This window comes from Gymnodinialimonas sp. (genome assembly GCF_059726805.1).
Genome location: NZ_AP041059.1, coordinates 3,757,969 through 3,774,846, shown reverse-complemented (window position 1 = coordinate 3,774,846; position 16,878 = coordinate 3,757,969). Strand labels below are relative to the sequence as shown.

Sequence of the window (16,878 nt, the reverse complement as noted above, 5' to 3'; positions counted from 1 at the left end):
CCGGATCTGACGGAATTTCGCCTAAAAACCGATGCGGTCGCGCAACGCGAACCACGACATCGCGAGGGTCAGGATCGGCGCGCGCAGCGCCGTTCCCCCTGGAAACGCAGGGATTTTCAGGGCCTCAAACGTGGTCACGCCGTTGTCCTGGCCCAGAACCGCCTCGGCCATCACCCGGCCCGCCATACCGCTCAACGCGACACCCTGGCCCGAGAATCCGGCCCCCGACAGCACGTTGGGCGCCACCCGCGCCACATGGGGCAGGCGCGGCGGCGTGATGCCCAGGGACCCGCCCCAAACATAATCCACCCGCACGCCCGCGAGCTGCGGAAACAGCCGCTCCATCCGCGCCACAAGCGCGGTCTTGATGTCGCTTGGAAAGCCGATCCCATAGCTTTCGCGCCCGCCGAACAGGAACCGTTTCGCGTGGTCGAAGCGGTAGTAATTCACCACGAACTTGCTGTCGGCCACCGCGATATCGCGGGCCAGAACCTCTTGCCAACGCTCGGGCAGGGGCTCGGTCGCGGCGATGAAAGAGTTAATCGGCATCACCCGCCGGTTCACTTGCGGCAGGATATTTGGCAGATACCCGTTGCCCGCCACGATCACATGGCCCGCATCGACGCGCCCGCGCGGGGTGTGAAGGACCGCGCGGGTGCCAAGCACGACCTCTGTCACCTCGGTCCGCCCATGGATCACGGCGCCCGCCGCTTCGGCCCGGCGCAGAAGCGCCATGGCATAGGCCATTGGCTGCAAATGCCCGCCGCTTTCGTCCAACGTGCCGCCCACATAGGCGGGTGCTTTGACCAGATCGGCGAAGGCGGCCTGGCCCATGACCTCGATGTCAACGTCGTAGTGGCGCGCCATATGCTCCACCTCGAACCGCGCATCGGCGAGGTCCAGCGCGGAATATTCGCCATGGGCGATGCCTGGGCGATAATGCGTCTCGGGCGCGGCGTCGCAGACCGCGCGCAGTTGCGCCTTGCCCTCCTCCGCCAGATCCCACAGCGCCCGGGCGCGGTCGCGGCCCAAGCGCTCTTCCAGCTTCCGCTGCCCCATGTTGAACCCCGAATGCACCTGCCCGCCGTTGCGCCCCGAGGCGCCGAAGCCCACGCGGTGCGCATCCAGAACCACCACAGACCGCCCCGCCTCGGCGAGGGTCAGCGCCGCCCAAAGCCCGGTGAACCCGGCGCCGATCACGGCCACATCGGCCTTCACGGACCCGGTCAGCGGCCTGTGATCCGGCGTCTCCAGTTCCGCCGCATAGACAGACGGCGCGTGGTGGCCGGGGCGGTCGTTGCGATAAAGCGCGCTCATGGGAACAGCCTGTTTTGCGGCGGGCCGTCGACCGTTTCAAGGACGCGCGTATCGGGGCAGCGCACGCGGGTGGCTTGCCCCTCGGCCATCGCGCGCAGGTTCTCGGCTGTCAGGCAGCCCGCGTCGAAGTAATCGCCCAGATCCACCTGAGGCGGATCGGCCACGGCGGTATCGATCCAGACGAATGCAAACGGCCAACCGTCCCAGAGCCACACCGCCAGCGCCACGCCCGCCAGCGTGATCAGGGCCGTGTCCTGCCACCAGCGGAGCGAGCCGGGCACTGCGCGCCTCATGGGGCCGTGCCCCGCCGTCCGCCGTCGCCCGTCGTCTCCCAAATCGCGCTTTGCGCGATGGCGGCTATGGCCTCGCGCGGGTCGACGACGTCGCTGCGGGCGCTGTTGATCTCATAGACCAGCGCCAGGCCCAGGACGGGAATGCCCAGGGTTACGGCCCACCAGCGTTTTGTCTGCGGCTCAGACATTCAGCAACAAATGCTCCCGTTCCCAGGGGCTGATGACATGGAGAAACTCATTATATTCCAATTGCTTGACGGCGGTATAGACGCGGCAGAAGTCTTCCCCCAGCACCTGCTGCACGCCCAGGTTCGTCTCCAATAGCCCCAGCGCGTCGCCCAATCCGCGGGGCACGCCGGACTCGGCGGAATAGGCGTCGCCCTTGAATTCGTCGGAGGGGCCTTCGCCCTCCATCAGGCCCAGATAGCCCGTCGCAAGGCTCGCGGCGATGCCCAGATAGGGGTTGCAATCCATCCCCGGCAGGCGGTTTTCGACCCGCCGTGCGCTGGCGTCGCTGACCGGCACGCGCAGCCCCGTGGTGCGGTTATCCCGCCCCCATTCCAGGTTAATAGGCGCTGCGAAATCAGGCACATAGCGGCGGTAGCTGTTCACGTAAGGGGCCAGCAGCGCGATCACGGCGGGCATGTGGCGCTGCATGCCGCCGATGAAATGCAGGAACGCGGGCGTCTCGGCGCCGCTTGGGTCCGAGAAGATGTTTTGCCCCGTGTTCGCATCCACGACGGAATGGTGGATGTGCATGGCGCTGCCGGGCTCTCCGGCGATGGGTTTTGCCATGAACGTCGCGTACATGTCGTGGCGCAGCGCGGCCTCTCGGATCATCCGTTTGAAGTAGAACATCTCGTCAGCCAGTTTCACCGGATCGCCGTGGCGCAGGTTCAACTCGATCTGCCCCGCGCCGCCTTCTTGCAGGATGCCGTCAATCTCAAGCCCCATGGCGTCGGCGAAATCGTAAATGTCGTCAATGACTTGGCCGTATTCGTCCACCGCAGACATCGAATACGCCTGCCGCGCGGCGGCGCGCCTGCCCGAGCGTCCCATCGGCGGCTCGATCTCGCGCGCGGGGTCGGTGTTGGGGGCGACCAGGTAGAACTCCATCTCGGGCGCCACGATCGGTTTCCAGCCCCGCGCGTTATAGAGGTCGACCAAGCGTTTGAGGACATTGCGCGGCGCAAAGCTGACCGGGTCGCCGTTCTGGTCATGGATGTCGTGGATCACCTGAAGCGTCCAATCGGCGGTCCAGGGCGCGGGGAGCGCGGTGTCAAAATCAGGGGTCAGGGTCATGTCGGGCTCGGTGAAGCCATCGCCCACGTCGTCGGCCCAATCCCCTGTAATGGTTTGGAAAAAGATCGAGTTTGGCAGATAGAATTGCGCCTGGCGCGCGAACTTCGCGCCGGGCATCGCCTTGCCCCGCGCCACGCCTGCCAGGTCGGACACGATGCATTCCACCTCATCCAGCGTGCGCCCGTCCAGGTAGGCGCGGGCGATGTCGGGCAGTTTGGCGTGGAACTCGGGCGGGATCATGCGGAGGCCTTTCGCGCAAAGGCGGGCGGCTGCGTCGCGTCCGCGCCTTCCAGCACATCGGCCAGCCAATCGGCGATCAGCCGGTTGTCGTTGGGCTGGGTCAGCTGCTTTTGTGCCTGCGCGACGCGGTCGGGCTCCACGAGGTCGCCTTTGATGGAAATGAGGGTTTCGATCACCGAGTTTTCAAACTCAGGATGCGGCTGCGTGCTGAGGATGCGCGGGCCAATGGCGATGATCGCATTGGCGCAGAAGTCCGAGGTGGCATGGACCGTCGCACCCTTAGGCAGCCGCGTGACCTGATCCTGGTGCCAGGCATTCAGCGCCAGACTGCGCTCGCCGACCTTGTATTCCGTGTGGCCGACGGACCAGCCGTTCTCGAACTTTTCGACCGTGCCGCCCAGGGCCTGGGCGATGATCTGGTGCCCGAAGCAAGAGCCGACAAGGGGGATGTCGGCATCGCGGATCGCGCGGATGAATGCCTCCAGCGGCGGGATCCAGGCGTGATCCTCATAGGCGCCGTGTTTGGAGCCGGTCACCAGCCAGGCATCGGCGGCATGCACGCTGTCGGGGAATTCACCGTCGACCACGGACCAGAGCGTTTGGGTGTAGCCCCGGTGCGCGAAGAGGTTGGCAAAGAGCGTGCCATAGGGGCCGTCGGTGGCGGCGACTTCAGCGGGGACGTGGCCGGTTTGCAGGATGCCGAGGTGCATGGGGTGCCTTTCGGGCGGAGGTGTCGTGGCAATGATGTAGCATTTGGGGGGCCAGCCCCCCAAGCCCCCCGGGATATTTTAAGAACGGGGAATGAGGGGGAGCGGGTCTTGGCGGCGGCGGTGGGGCGTGGCGGTCAGACCGTGTCGAGGTAGAGTTCCTGTTGTTCCTCGGGCGACAGCTCGGCCATGTAGCGCAGTTCCTGGCGTTTGGTGGCCAGGAGGGTCTCGCGCAATTCGGGGGCGAAGATGCGCGCGATCTCGGGGCTTTGGTCGAAGGCGTCGATGGCGTCGGCCCAGGTGAGCGGGAGTTGCGGCAGATCGGCGCCATAGGCGCTGCCGGTGATGGCCGGCGCGGGGGCTTGGCCCTGTTCGATCCCGTCGAGTGCCGCGCCCAGGACGGCGGCGAGGAAGAGGTAGGGGTTGATATCGCCGCCCGCCACGCGGTGTTCGATGCGGCGCGCGGCGGGGTTTCCGGCGGGGATGCGCAGCGCGGTGGTGCGGTTCTCGTAGGCCCAGGCGGCGGCGGTCGGCGCATGGGCGCCTTCCACGAAGCGGTCGTAGGACGTGGCATGGGGGGCGAAGATCAGCATGGAGCCGGGCATCGCCTGGAGGCATCCGGCGATGGCGTGGTGCAGGGTTTGGGAGCCTTCCGCCGTGTCGTTGTCGAAGATGTTCTGCCCGTCCTGGTCGAGGACGGAGAAGTGGGTGTGCAACCCGTTGCCCGCATAGTCGGGGTAGGGTTTGGCCATGAAGCTGGCCGCGAAGCCGTGGGAGCGGGCGAGGCCGCGGGTCAGCACCTTGAAGAGCCAGGCGTCGTCGGCGGCTTTCAGGGCATCCGGTTGGTGGTCCATGTTGATCTCGAACTGGCCGGGGCCCGCTTCCGAGATCATCGTATCGGCGGGGATGTCCATCGCCTCGCAGGCGTCATAGAGCGCGGTGAGGAAGGTATCAAACGCATCGAGCTGGCGCAGCGCCAGGATCTCGGCCTGTTGGCGACGGATGCCGGAGCGGGGCGAGGGCGGCACGCGCAATTCGCGGCCGCGGTCATCGATTATGTAGAATTCCAGCTCGGTGGCGACGACGGGCGTCAGGCCGCGGGCCCTGTAGCGGTCGACCACGCGGGCGAGCGCGTGGCGCGGGTCGCCCATGTAGGGCGTGCCATCGTCGTGGAACATCCAGATCGGCAGGATCGCTGTGGGCGTGTCGAGCCAGGGCACCGGGACGAGCCCGCGCTCGGTCGGATAGAGGATGCCGTCGGGATCGCCCGCCTCAAACACCAGGGGGCTGTCGTCGATATCTTCGCCCCAGATGTCGAGGTTGAGGACGGAATAGGGGAACCGCGTGCCGTCCTTGATCGCCTTGCCCGCGAAGCGGCGGGCGATGCGTTTGCCCCGCGCCTGGCCGTTGAGGTCAGAGGCGACCATGCGGATGGATTTGATTTGCGGGTTGTCGTGGAGGTAGTCGGCGGGCGACTGGGAAGCGGTCATGGGACACACGGGTTGAGAAGGGTTGCGCTGCATTCGCCATACGCCCGTGCGCGGGGCCTCGCAAGCGGCGTTTGCTATCGGATGAGGTTGGGGCGGATGCGCAGGCGGCGGCGTTGGTCGGACGGCAGATGCCGGTTCAGGCGGCGGTTGATCAGCCCGAAGAGGGTGATCACGCAGAGGGTCAGGATGACGAAATAGACCGCCACGATGGGGTAGGGGATAAACGGGTTATAGGTTCGATCTGCGAAATAGGACGCGTAATAAAGCGCGTCGCCGCGTTGTTGGAACGCGGGGAAAGAGCTGAAAAAGACAAGTGCCGTGGCGTGGAACATGAAGATCGCCTCGTTGGTATAGGCGGGCCAGGCCAGGCGCATTGTGGTGGGAAAAATGATGCGGCGGAACTTCTTCCAACCGGTGAGGCCATAGGCGTCGGCTGCTTCCAGATCGCCCTTGGGCACTGAGCGCAGCGCGCCGTAGAAGATCTCGGCGGCATAGGCGGAGGTGTTGAGGAACAGCACGATCAAAGCGCCGAGCCAGGCGCGGGCGAGCCAGCGGGTCTCTGCCTCGATCGCTATGCCGAAGAGCTCGAACTCATAGCCGAGGCGCGGCAGCATGACGAAGGCCTCGTAGGCCATGAAGAACTGGATGAAGAGCGGCGAGCCGCGGAAGAGGAAGATGAACCATTCGGCCGGTTTGCGCAGGAGGCGCCGGGGCGAGGCTTTGGCCACGGCGAGTGAGACGGCGAAGAAGAACCCGAGCGACAGGGCGAGCACGCCGAAGTAGACGTTCCAGATCATGCCCGAGCCGATGAGGACGATCTGTTCGCAGAGCGTGACCTCGCCCTGGGGCAGCGCCCGCTCGCCGATGCCGAGCGAGCGCAGGGCGTAGGATTGGATGGTTTCCGCGCAGCTCATGGGTGCGTTCTTTTTTGTAGGGGCGGGTGGGCCCACCCACCCGCCCCTTTGGGGGCTCTGCCCCCTTGCCCCCCGGGATATTTGGAGAACGGGGAAATGGGGGTGGGGTGATGGAAAATGATGAGGAGGCTCATGTCGGGGCCTCCGCACGTTGCGCCATGCCGCCTGCGGTGGCTTGCCCGCGCGACAGGCGGCGGGTGAGGCGGGCGAGCACGATTTCGGATACGCGGGTGAAGGCGAGGTAGAAGATCAGGAGACCCAGGAAGTACCAGAAGCGCCAATCGGGGTGCGGGTAGGCGAAACGGGAATTGCGCGAGCCGCCGATTTCGCGGGCCCAGTAGACGATATCCTCAATCCCCAGAAGGAACAGAAGCGGCGTCGCCTTGATCAGGATCATCCAGATGTTGCTGAGGCCCGGCAGCGCGTAGACCCACATCTGCGGCACCAGGATGCGCCAGAAGATCTGGCGCTGGGACATGCCGTAGGCGGCCGCGGTTTCCAGCTGGGGTTTGGGCACGGCGTTCATGGCGCCAAAGAGGACATTTCCGCAAAAGGCTCCGAAAACAATGGCATAGGTGAAGGCGGCGAGGCTGAAGTTATAGGCCTCGTGCACCCATTGCGGGGCGTTGCCCTGGGGCGTGCGGGCGGCGTCGCAGACCAGGAAGTTGGCGCCCTGGCGGATTGGCTCGTCCCAATCGGGACAGGCGATGGTGTGGCGGATGAACTCGATGCCCTGATCCAGGACGAGGACGAAGAACAGGAAGAAAACGATGTCGGGGATGCCGCGGACCATCGACGTGTAGCCCTTGCCGATCAGGCGCAGGGGCAACGTGCGGGCGCGCGAGGCGGTGGCCGCGGCAAAACCCATTGCCAGTGACAGGGGGGCCGCGATGGCGAGCAGCAGGGCGACCGTCAGGAAGCTTTGGTAGAACAGCATATGCACGCCATTGGTCAGGTAGCAGCTGAACCATTGGAAGGTGGCGAGGGTGGAGGGGTCTTCACAGAAGCTGAACATGGGGTGTTTGTGGCGGGCCTAAGGGTTGAGTTGTATTTGGCAAGATGAAGGGGGGAGCGGTGGCGTTTACTCGTCGGCGGTACGGGAGGTGTAGCGGTCGATGATCCAGACGATAAGCGATCCCAAGGCGAGGATAAGCAGCGGTGGCAGGGCGGCGAGGGGAAGCGCAAATAGCAGTATGGTTGCGGTAGCAATGCCCCTAGTCTGCCAACGTGGTGCATTCTCGAACACTCCGAGAGAGCCCACGACAACGAAAAGGGTGAAAGCCACCGCCCAAAGGAGTGAAAGCGCGAGCCAGGCTTTCAGCAGCCCGCGCTTCCAGGGTTCCGTCACCGCTTTACCAGGTTGCGGCGTCGTCGCCGAACCACTCGACGATCAGCGCGTTGAGCGTGCCGTCTTCCTTCATCGAGGTGATCGCCGCGTCGAACGTCGCGATCAGCTCGTCGCCTTCGCGCAGGCCCATGCCGATGCCGCCGCCCAGGGGCACGGGATCCATCACGATCATCAGGTCGGCGTCATCGGCCGCGATCTGCAGCAGGAAGTCGCTGTCGGCCAGGACCGCATCGGCTTCGCCGTTGCGTACGGCGGCGACGGTCTCATCGGGGGTGGCGAATTCGACCAGGGTCACGCCTTCCAGCGAGGCGACGTGGCCCGCCTGGATCGTGTTGGTCTGGGCCGCGATCACCGCGCCGTCGAGGGACATATCCTCATCGGTGCCCATGAACAGCGAGGCCGAGGGCGGGTAGTAGGCCTGGGTGAAGTCGATGACTTCGTCACGCTCGTCGGTGATCGACATGCCCGCGATGATGGTGTCGTAGTTGCCGGAGGTGAGGTTGGGGATGATGCTGTCCCAATCGTTGGTCACCCACTCGCAGGTCAGCTCGGCTCGGGCGCACAGCTCATCGCCCAGGTCGCGCTCGAACCCGTCGACTTCGCCGGCGTCGTTGATGAAGTTATAGGGCTCATAGGCGCCTTCGGTGCCCATGCGCACGACGGAGTGGCCATCGGCCAGGGCCATGCCTGCGGTGAGCGTCAGGGCGGTGGTGGCAAGGATCAGTTTTTTCATTTTGGGTCTCTCCCGTTGGTTAGTCTTTGGGTCGTTTAGCTTATCGGTGGGCTTGTTTCGCACAGTGCGATTGGGTCGTCTACGCCCTCGCCGATCCACTGGCGGGTCAGTGCGGTGATTGTCCCGTCGCGCGACAGGGCCACGAGCTGGATCGCAAGGGCGTCGGCAAGGTCGGGGCGGTGGGGGGATACGGCCAGGGCGGTGCCGCCGCTTTGGATCTCCATCTCGCCCGCGCGCGCAAATGACGGGGCGGAGGGGTGGTTTTCCACCGCCGGGGCCGGGCCGAAATAGGCTGGAAGATCGCCCGCCAGAACGGCGTCGAGCGCCGCCCGATCCTCGGAAAAAAGCCGCGCGTCCAGCCCGGCTTCGACCAGGGCCGTGTGGTGGATCGTCCCGCGCAGCACGGCAATCGGGCCCGAGCGGGGGGCGTGCGAAGGGTCGAGGGTGAAGAACGTGCCGCGCATGTCGCCGGGCGCAATGGGGCGGTAGGGGCAGGTCATATGGACCCGCGCGGCCCGTTCGGCTGTGTGGCCAAGGGAATTGGCGGCGATGTCGATGCGGCCCGCTTCAAGGGCGGCGAAGATCATGTCGAAGGGCATGAATTCCCAGGTGCAGCTCCATGCCGCGCGGGCGCAGATCTGCGCCATCAGATCGCCCTCAAGGCCGCTGACCGGGGCAGCGCCGTCGTGGATGATAATCGGCGGGTAGGAGGCGGAGGTGCCGATGACCACCTGTTGGGCTGTGGCCGGCACGGCAGAGGCACAAAGAAGCGCAAGGACAACGGCCCGCATCGCGTCACCCGGTGCCGGAGTGGCTAAGGAACTGACGCAGACGGGCGCTTTCGGCATGGCCGAAGAGCTGCGCGGGGGGGCCCTGTTCCTCGATAAGGCCCTGGTGCAGGAAGATCGTGTGGGTCGAGAGATCGCGGGCCATGCGCATGTCGTGGGTCACGAGAATCATCGTGCGGCCCTCCTCGGCCAGACCGCGGATGACCTGGATCACTTCCTGCTCCAGCTCTGGATCGAGGGCCGAGGTCGGCTCATCAAACAAAAGCGCGCGCGGCTCCATGCAGAGCGCGCGGGCGATGGCGGCGCGCTGCTGTTGGCCGCCCGACAGCTCGGACGGCCAGGCGTCGCATTTCGCGCCGATGCCGACCTTGTCGAGAAGGGCGCGGGCGCGATCTTCGACAAGCGCCTTTTCTTCGCCCAGAACCGTGACCGGCGCCTCCATGACGTTTTGCAGGATCGTCATGTGCGACCAGAGGTTGAAGCTTTGGAACACCATCGACAGGTTGGTGCGGATCAGGCGGATTTGTTCTGCATCGGCGGGGCGACGGGCGTGGCCTGTGCCCTTCCAGCGGATCGGATCGCCCTCAAATATGATCTCGCCCTGCTGGCTGTCCTCCAGAAGATTGGCGCAGCGCAGGAGCGTGGATTTGCCCGAGCCCGACGAGCCGATCAGCGCCACGACGTCGCCCGCCCGCGCGGTCAGATCAACGCCTTTCAGCACCTCCAGCGCGCCGAAGCTTTTGTGCAGGCCAGTGATCTCGATCACGGGAGGGGTGGCGTTGGTCACGGGGGCAGTTCCCTAAAATGTTCGGGAGAGTTGTGCCGAAGCGGCGCGCGATTGCAACGGTCAAGGTGCCGCTTCCGCAAGGGAAAGCGGGCAGATCAGGCGATTTTGGGCTGGATTTGAGCGATTGGCGCGGGATCGGGCAGGGGAAGATCAAAATAGGCGGCGTCCGGCAAGTCGGTGATCGTACGCAGCAGAAGCGTGTCCTGATGCGCGCGCGGCAGGGCGGTGAGCGCTTGGGCGACGGCGCGGCGCAGAGGGGCGGGGTCGTTGGTTTTGGCGGTGATCAGCGTCTGCCCGGGAGAGGCCGCGGTGCGGGCAATGACGCGGAGGTGGCGCGCAGCAGGATCATAGCGCTGGATCAGCTGCCAGCTGATCGCGTCGATGGCGGCGATGTCGGCCCGGCCTTCGGCGATGGCGCGGGCCGAGGCGCTGTGGGAGCCGGTGAGGATGGCGTTGGTGAAGGCAAAGCCCTGGGCGCGGGCGTAGGTCCAGGCCGCGCCCCAGCCGGAGTGGCTGTCGACTTCGTTGACTGCCAGGCGCGCGGTGGCGAAGGCGGCGGGCACCGCGCGCGGGTCGTCGGCGCGGATGACGAAGTGGGAAAAGTAGTGGCCCGGCGCACAGTCCTGCAGGCCGTAGTTGCATGTGCCGATGCGCTGCGTCGCGGCGTGGGCAAGGGCGCGGTAGGGCAGATTGCAGATCTGCCCCAGCAGAAGATCCGGCCGGGTCCAGGTGGTGTGGTGCGGCGTGGTGTGATCGAGCGCATCGGGTGCCGCGTGGCCATGATCGCGCAGGGCATCGCGGGTCAGGACCCAGAGCGCATCGTGGGCGGCCCGCGTCTCGGCACGCAGGTACATCGGCAGGGTGGCGAGCATGAAAAGGCCTTACCCGGCGGGGTGTTAGAGGTTTGCCTCAACCCGCTGGCGGGCCAGATTGCTGTCGCGGTCGTTGATCCCGAGCATCGGTGCCACAAGGCGCATCAGCGCGTCCTCATCCTCGTCGCGTTCGCCATCGGCCAGGACCACGTGCCAAAGCGCCTCGACCACATCGAGGCGGTCGTCATGGTCGACGGCATCCTTGATGGCGCGGGTGAAGCGGACCGTGTCCGGCGCCTGGGCCTCCAGCGCTTCGGCCTGGGCGCGCAGGGTCTTGGCCTGGCCCGGCAACAACCCGTAGCGGTCGGCCAGAAGCGCGTCGATGCGCGAAATCTCGACCGCGGCATAGTCGCCATCGGAGCGCGCGATGCGCACCAGAAGGGCGGCCAGCGCCAGACGCGCGTCGGCGGGGGTCAGGGGTTCGGGGGCGGGCGCGGAGAGGCGTTTGAGGATATCTGCAATCATGGAAGTGATATAAGGGCTTGCTCGGGGCAGGGGAAGGCTTTTGCAAAAGCCTTGCGCCCTTCCTCTGTGAGGAAGGGCGTCAGAGCCTTTCAAGGCTCTGGTCAAATCCTTGCAAGGATTTGGCGCGCCGCTCAGGGCCGGGGCACGCGGATCTGGCCGTTGGCCACGGGAACGGCCCGGCCCGCCACGCGGATCGCCGTCAGCGCGCCGCCTTCGGTGTCGATGCTCAGGCGTAGGGCCGAGGGGCGGCCCATCTCCACCCCCTGTTTCAGGTCCAGTGTCGTGGTCCCGTCCAGTGGCAGGTGCCCCGTGGCATTCAGCTGTGCGGCGAAGATCGCGGTGGCAGAGCCCGTGGCCGGGTCTTCGCCGATGCCGGCGTGGGGGGCGAACATCCGCGCCTGGGCCGTGCGTGCGCCGGTCATCACATAGGCGTAGATCGCATCGGTCGGCCCGGCGGCATCGGTGGCTTGGGTGAACGCAGGCTCGCTGAGCCGCGTCTCGGCCAGGGCCTCCAGGCTGGTGACCTCGGCAAAGAGGAAGCTGGGGCCGCCTTTGAAATTACCGATGGGGGTCTGGGTCAGCTGCGCGGGCGAGAGCCCAATGGCCGCTGCGATCTTGGCCGCAGTGGGGACATCGGGCAGGGGTTTGGGCAGCACGGGGGCGGTGAACTCGGCGGTGCCCTCGGAAATCGTCACGGGTACGAGGCCCGCGACTTCTTCAAGCGTCACCTGCGCCGCGCCTTTGGCCAGATGCAGGGCGCAGCCGATGGTGGGGTGGCCCGCGAAGGGGATTTCGGCCGTCGGAAAAAAGATGCGGACCTTTGCCGTGTGGGCGGGATCATCGGGGGTTTGCACGAAGATCGTCTCGGACAGGTTGAACTGCCGCGCGATGGTTTGCATCTGCGCGGTGCTGAGCGCGTCCGCCCCTTCGACAATCGCCAGGGGGTTGCCGGTGAAGGGCGTGTCGGTGAAGACGTCATAGATGTGGAAGGTCAGCATTTCGGCCCCGTTTGCGTGTTTGCAAACAGGGTTGCGCGCCCGCGCCGCGAGGGCAAGGGGCGGGCCATGAAGATCCATGATGGGCCATGCTGCGGCCCGTGATCTTGGGCGTGTCGAAAGGGGCCGGAGTTAAGGTAAGCGGCGCCGCTTGGGACAACGGGAGTGCAGCCCGCCGGGTTGATAGGCCGGGGGCAGGGTATTTTGCGCGATCCTGCCGGGAACCTGCACCTTTTGAGGAGGTGGTCTGAGGCGTCCGACGCATCCGTCTGGCTTTGCCCAAGGTGCCTTTTGAGGGGTCACGTCGGGCGATTGATGATCATCGAGGCAAGGGTATAGCGCGGTTATGGGGGGTGTTGCGCGAATCGCCGAACATGCGCGCGCTAGGGGGCTGGGGGCTTATGGGCGTCGTAGCCAGCCTCCAGCACGGCGCGCAGGAAGTCACCGAAGTTGAGCGGCGCGAACCGGGGTGCCCCGGTGCCGGGCAGGGGCGCAATCGACGCAGAGACATGGGGGTCGAAAAAGAACGGCACCGAATACCTCTCCCGCCCCGTGGCGTTGATCACGCGGTGGGGCGTCGACAGCAGGCGCCCGTTGGACAGGCGGTGCAGCATGTCGCCCACGTTGACGATGAAAGCGTCCGCCATGGGGGGCGCGTCGACCCAGGCGCCGCCCGGGGTTTGTACCTGCAGCCCGCCGACGTCGTCCTGGGCCAAAAGCGTCAGGCACCCGAAATCCTTGTGCGGGGCGGAGCCGTAGAGATCGGACGGGGCCTGCGGCGATTGCGGCGGGTAATGCAGCAGCCGCAGCCAGGTGGTGGGGGTGTCGAAGGCATTCAAAAAAGTGCGATCCGTGGCGCCGATGGCGTCGAGCGCCAGGCCCATGAGGGCGCGCCCCAGGCTGGTCATCGCGGTGACATAGGCCTCACAGGCGTCCCGAAATCCGGGCAGGTCGGGCCATTGATTGGGACCCGACAGGTAAGTGGCGGGATCGGCCTGCGCATCCTCCCGCATGGCCATGAAGGAGGCGGATTGGTTTGGCCTTGTGACCTCGGCCAGATCCGAATTCACGTCCGTGGAGGTGTTGATCGCGATGTAGCCGCGGTGGATGTCATTGAGCGCGATGGCTTGTTTCATGGTCTCCGGCAGGGCGTGGAAGCGGCGGGAGGCATCAAAGACCGCGGCGCGCAGGGCGGGGGCGATGCCATGGCCCACGATATAGGCAAATCCGGTACCGCCATAGGCTTTGGCAAAGGCGGTGGCGAGGGCGGCAGTGGGTTGGCCCGCGATCAGCGGGGACACGTCAAGCACGGGGATCTGTGTGAAATCCGTCATGGGAAATCTCCGAAGGGTCAGGTTTGGGGGAAGGGCGAGGCGGGGCCCCGGCTATCCGGCAAACCGCTTGCGCCGATGCGCGCTGTGACGCTCCAGCACGACCAGGTGGAGAAATTTTGGCGTGACGATCATGGGCGGAGTAGGCGGCGCGCGGGGCCTGCCTGTCAAGAGCCGCGCCAAATCACACGTGCGCATGGGGCCGCGTAAGAACGGTTTTGACTCAGGCCGCACTCTCCGTTAAATGAACAAGTGTTCAATTAAGGGGAGGCGCGGCGATGTTTCTGGGCTCGATGGGGTTTGATCTGGGCGAAGACGTCGCCGCCCTGCGCGATATGGTGCATGGCTGGGCACAGGAGCGGGTGAAGCCCCTGGCCGCTGAGGTCGACCGGAACAACGCCTTTCCCAACGAGCTGTGGCCCGAGATGGGAGAGCTGGGCCTGCTGGGCGTCACAGTGGATGAGGAATATGGCGGCGCGGGGATGGGCTACCTGGCGCATCTGGTGGCGGTGGAAGAGATCAGCCGCGTCTCGGCCTCAGTCGGGCTGAGCTACGGGGCGCATTCCAACCTCTGCGTCAATCAGATCAAGCTGAACGGCACGCCGGAGCAGAAGGCAAAATATTTGCCGCGTCTTGTCAGTGGCGCGCATGTGGGTGCCTTGGCGATGTCTGAGGCCAGCGCCGGATCAGACGTGGTGTCGATGTCTTTGCGGGCCGAGAAGCGCAATGACCGCTACGTGTTGAACGGGACGAAATACTGGATCACCAACGGACCGGACGCCGATACGCTGGTGGTCTATGCCAAGACCGACCCGGAGGCGGGCAGCAAGGGGATCACCGCCTTTCTTATAGAAAAAGAAATGGTCGGGTTCAGCACCTCGCCCCATTTCGACAAAATGGGGATGCGCGGGTCGAACACGGCGGAGCTGATCTTCGAGGACGTGGAAGTACCGTTCGAGAACGTGCTGGGCGAAGAGGGGCGCGGGGTGCGCGTGTTGATGAGCGGGCTGGACTATGAGCGCGTGGTGCTTAGCGGCGTGAACATCGGCATCATGGCGGGCTGTCTGGACGAGGTGATGCCCTACCTCAAGGAGCGCAAGCAGTTCGGGCAGCCGATTGGGGATTTCCAACTGATGCAGGGCAAGATCGCGGATATGTATACCTCGATGAACTCGGCGCGCGCCTATGCCTATGAGGTCGCCAAGGCCTGCGACCGGGGGCAGGTCACGCGGCAAGACGCGGCGGCTTGCGTGCTCTATGCCAGTGAGGAGGGCATGAAAGTGGCCCACCAGGCGGTGCAGGCGATGGGCGGGGCAGGGTTCATGAACGATTCTGCGGTGTCGCGGATGTTTCGGGATGCGAAACTGATGGAAATTGGGGCGGGCACGAGCGAAATTCGGCGTATGCTGGTCGGACGCGAGTTGATGGGGATGATGTGACGCTGGGTTGGGGTCGGATTTGAGTTTTTTTAGCAAGATGAAAGGGAGCCTGGTTCTGGCGTGGGCTCTCGCAGGTCCGATGGCGGTGCAGGCCTTGGCGGAGGATGTGTCTGTCGGTGCGCAGGCGCGGGCCTGTATGGAAGTGGACGGCGTCGTGGACCATCACAGCGCCGGCGTGTGTTTCGGGCAAGAGACGCAAGCGTGGGAGGCGCGGATCGCCATGGCGATGGACGCGCTGGCCCAGGTGCCGCCCGGGGCCAGCGGTGCTGCAGATCTCGACGCGGTGGCGGGCGCGTTCGAGGCGCACCGCGCCGCGACGTGCGAGGCAGCGGGCGTGCTTTGGCCCGGCATGAGCGGGTCCGGCGAGGCCTGGGCCGAGTGCCGGATGGCCCTGACCGCCGCCCATGCATTGCGGTTGGAGCATTGGCTGGAGGTGTTGGAATGATGCGTCAGATCGCCTTGCCGCTTGCGCTGATCCTGGCCGTGGCGGGGTTGTTTGGGCTGTATTTGGGCCTCGCTTCGGCCCCGGTGAGCGAGAGCGAGATCATCGAGCGGTATGCGGCGGCCTATGTGGCGGAGACCGGCGGCGCGCGGACCGATTGCTACGCGGTGCCTGCGGGCGTCGAAGGGGTGCGGATGATCGTGATTTGCGAGGCCGAGGGCTCGGAAGCCTGGTACCGCGCCGTGGACGCGCGCGGAGAGGTGGTGGATGACGCCTTGGTCTTCGGGGAGGACGCGACGTGAGGGTTCTGGCTATGCTTCTTGCCCTGGTTTCGGGGCCCTTGGCGGCGCAAAGCTGGGGCGACGGCGCGCCCGATGTGCCGAGGTTCGAGGTCTGCCTGCCCGAGCAGATGGACGCGTTCGAGGCGGCATTGCTGACGCCGGGATATGGGGCGGATTGGCAGGTGGATGCGTTCAACGTCCACTGGGTGCAGCACTGCGGCTATCTGGCGATGGGGATCTGCGAGGTCTCGGACAACTCATTGATCTGTCAGCGCCGCTTACGCGCGGCTTTCGTGGACCGGGCCGCAGAGATGCGCGCCTTGCTTCCCGCGCCGGACACGGTGGAGGGTGCTTTGGCGCCTTTGTACGCGAGGGTTTACGCGCTGGCCCAAGGCTCCAACGCGGGCGATGATTGCGCAGGAGAGACCTATCGGCGCCAGCTTTGGTGCGCCTCGTTCCAGTCGGCGCTGAAGTTTGAGGAAGCGGTCTGGGCCTGGCAGGTCGCGCGGCTGATGGGGGTCATGGGGCCGCTGGATTGGGCCGAGATGGCCGATCTGGGGGAGGAGTGAGGATGCGCGGCGCGTGGCTTGCTTTCGGCTGTTGTCTGGTGGGCGCGACTTCCGCGCTGGCGCAAAGTGCCGCCATCACGGTTGCGGAGATGTGTTTGAGCCAAGGGGACGCGGCCTTCGAGCAATCCCTGGGCGATGGCGTAAGCGAGGCGGATCGCGGCGTGCTGGAAGGCGTGTTCAGCGTGGCGACGTTCGAATGCCTTGGCCTGGCGATGGAGATCTGTGAGGGGCAGGGCGACGGGGCGGCCTGTCTGGCCGATCTGGCGACCTGGACGCGGGAGGCGCGGGCCGCCATCGTGGCCGACCTGCCGGAGGCGTTGGAAAACGATGCGCCAGAGCGCGCCGAGGGCTTTGCGCGCGCGCTGGAATATGCCGCCGCCCCGGCCAGCGAGGCCAGTTGTTCCGAGATGACCGAGGCGGAGCGCACGCGGTATTGTGTCGTGGTCTCGGAAGGTCTGGCGCTGGAGGATGCCTACGTCGCCTGGCGGTTGGCGCGGCAGGAGGGGGCAGTGCCCCTGGAGGGCCACGCCCCTGTGGATTTGGAGATACTCAGGTGAGATTGAAA

Annotated in this window: 20 protein-coding genes; 5 read left to right on the top strand and 15 right to left on the bottom strand. The window is 65.8% G+C overall.

The genetic code is table 11. From position 1 onward, the window contains the following. Positions 1-21: 21 nt before the first annotated feature. From AC6I9R_RS18385 to AC6I9R_RS18315, 15 genes are all read right to left on the bottom strand, one after another. On the bottom strand, positions 22-1,317 hold the full coding sequence (locus tag AC6I9R_RS18385) for an NAD(P)/FAD-dependent oxidoreductase (RefSeq protein ID WP_461428903.1): 1,296 nt from the start codon (positions 1,315-1,317) through the stop codon (positions 22-24). After that, positions 1,314-1,610 (bottom strand): hypothetical protein, encoded by a 297-nt coding sequence (locus tag AC6I9R_RS18380; protein WP_461428902.1) that lies wholly within the window; start codon positions 1,608-1,610, stop codon positions 1,314-1,316. Before AC6I9R_RS18380 ends, AC6I9R_RS18385 begins: the two co-directional genes overlap by 4 nt. Then, positions 1,607-1,798 carry a hypothetical protein gene (locus tag AC6I9R_RS18375; protein WP_461428901.1) on the bottom strand — a complete coding sequence of 64 codons (192 nt, stop codon included), beginning with the start codon at positions 1,796-1,798 and terminating at the stop codon, positions 1,607-1,609. The genes AC6I9R_RS18380 and AC6I9R_RS18375 overlap by 4 nt, the downstream gene beginning before the upstream one ends. Next, positions 1,791-3,152 (bottom strand): glutamine synthetase family protein, encoded by a 1,362-nt coding sequence (locus tag AC6I9R_RS18370; RefSeq protein WP_461428900.1) that lies wholly within the window; start codon positions 3,150-3,152, stop codon positions 1,791-1,793. Before AC6I9R_RS18370 ends, AC6I9R_RS18375 begins: the two co-directional genes overlap by 8 nt. After that, positions 3,149-3,862 (bottom strand): type 1 glutamine amidotransferase, encoded by a 714-nt coding sequence (locus AC6I9R_RS18365; RefSeq protein WP_461428899.1) that lies wholly within the window; start codon positions 3,860-3,862, stop codon positions 3,149-3,151. Before AC6I9R_RS18365 ends, AC6I9R_RS18370 begins: the two co-directional genes overlap by 4 nt. Before the next feature lie 134 nt (positions 3,863-3,996). After that, positions 3,997-5,349, bottom strand: a complete 1,353-nt coding sequence (locus tag AC6I9R_RS18360; protein WP_461428898.1) for a glutamine synthetase family protein — start codon at positions 5,347-5,349, stop codon at positions 3,997-3,999. A 74-nt stretch (positions 5,350-5,423) separates the two neighbouring features. After that, on the bottom strand, positions 5,424-6,263 hold the full coding sequence (locus tag AC6I9R_RS18355; RefSeq protein WP_461428897.1) for an ABC transporter permease: 840 nt from the start codon (positions 6,261-6,263) through the stop codon (positions 5,424-5,426). A 130-nt stretch (positions 6,264-6,393) separates the two neighbouring features. Beyond that, positions 6,394-7,278 carry an ABC transporter permease gene (locus AC6I9R_RS18350; RefSeq protein ID WP_461428896.1) on the bottom strand — a complete coding sequence of 295 codons (885 nt, stop codon included), beginning with the start codon at positions 7,276-7,278 and terminating at the stop codon, positions 6,394-6,396. A gap of 337 nt (positions 7,279-7,615) precedes the next feature. Beyond that, positions 7,616-8,344 (bottom strand): transporter substrate-binding domain-containing protein, encoded by a 729-nt coding sequence (locus AC6I9R_RS18345; protein WP_461428895.1) that lies wholly within the window; start codon positions 8,342-8,344, stop codon positions 7,616-7,618. A gap of 35 nt (positions 8,345-8,379) precedes the next feature. Beyond that, positions 8,380-9,135: a substrate-binding periplasmic protein gene (locus tag AC6I9R_RS18340; RefSeq protein ID WP_497862988.1), complete on the bottom strand. Its 756-nt coding sequence runs from the start codon at positions 9,133-9,135 to the stop codon at positions 8,380-8,382. A 4-nt stretch (positions 9,136-9,139) separates the two neighbouring features. Next, on the bottom strand, positions 9,140-9,919 hold the full coding sequence (locus AC6I9R_RS18335) for an ABC transporter ATP-binding protein (RefSeq protein ID WP_461428893.1): 780 nt from the start codon (positions 9,917-9,919) through the stop codon (positions 9,140-9,142). A gap of 95 nt (positions 9,920-10,014) precedes the next feature. After that, positions 10,015-10,791 (bottom strand): phosphate/phosphite/phosphonate ABC transporter substrate-binding protein, encoded by a 777-nt coding sequence (locus AC6I9R_RS18330; protein WP_461428892.1) that lies wholly within the window; start codon positions 10,789-10,791, stop codon positions 10,015-10,017. A 24-nt stretch (positions 10,792-10,815) separates the two neighbouring features. Continuing rightward, a complete protein-coding gene (locus AC6I9R_RS18325; RefSeq protein ID WP_461428891.1) occupies positions 10,816-11,256 on the bottom strand; it encodes a tellurite resistance TerB family protein in 441 nt (146 codons plus the stop codon). 131 nt (positions 11,257-11,387) lie between these two features. Then, on the bottom strand, positions 11,388-12,332 hold the full coding sequence (locus tag AC6I9R_RS18320; RefSeq protein ID WP_461428890.1) for a PhzF family phenazine biosynthesis protein: 945 nt from the start codon (positions 12,330-12,332) through the stop codon (positions 11,388-11,390). Positions 12,333-12,634: 302 nt separating this feature from the next. Next, a complete protein-coding gene (locus AC6I9R_RS18315; protein ID WP_461428889.1) occupies positions 12,635-13,585 on the bottom strand; it encodes an isopenicillin N synthase family dioxygenase in 951 nt (316 codons plus the stop codon). 275 nt (positions 13,586-13,860) lie between these two features. On the opposite strand from AC6I9R_RS18315, the gene AC6I9R_RS18310 reads away from it, so the two are divergent. The 5 genes from AC6I9R_RS18310 to AC6I9R_RS18290 are packed head-to-tail and all read left to right on the top strand — an operon-like array spanning position 13,861 to position 16,870. Beyond that, a complete protein-coding gene (locus tag AC6I9R_RS18310) occupies positions 13,861-15,021 on the top strand; it encodes an isovaleryl-CoA dehydrogenase (protein ID WP_461428888.1) in 1,161 nt (386 codons plus the stop codon). 37 nt (positions 15,022-15,058) lie between these two features. Next, positions 15,059-15,466, top strand: coding sequence for a lysozyme inhibitor LprI family protein (locus AC6I9R_RS18305; RefSeq protein WP_461428887.1), 408 nt, complete (start codon positions 15,059-15,061; stop codon positions 15,464-15,466). Continuing rightward, the gene (locus tag AC6I9R_RS18300; protein ID WP_461428886.1) at positions 15,463-15,765 is read left to right on the top strand and encodes a hypothetical protein; all 303 of its coding nucleotides are present in this window, start codon (positions 15,463-15,465) and stop codon (positions 15,763-15,765) included. Before AC6I9R_RS18305 ends, AC6I9R_RS18300 begins: the two co-directional genes overlap by 4 nt. Then, positions 15,762-16,313, top strand: coding sequence for a hypothetical protein (locus AC6I9R_RS18295; protein WP_461428885.1), 552 nt, complete (start codon positions 15,762-15,764; stop codon positions 16,311-16,313). The genes AC6I9R_RS18300 and AC6I9R_RS18295 overlap by 4 nt, the downstream gene beginning before the upstream one ends. Positions 16,314-16,315: 2 nt before the next feature. Then, the gene (locus tag AC6I9R_RS18290) at positions 16,316-16,870 is read left to right on the top strand and encodes a hypothetical protein (protein ID WP_461428884.1); all 555 of its coding nucleotides are present in this window, start codon (positions 16,316-16,318) and stop codon (positions 16,868-16,870) included. Positions 16,871-16,878 lie beyond the last annotated feature (8 nt).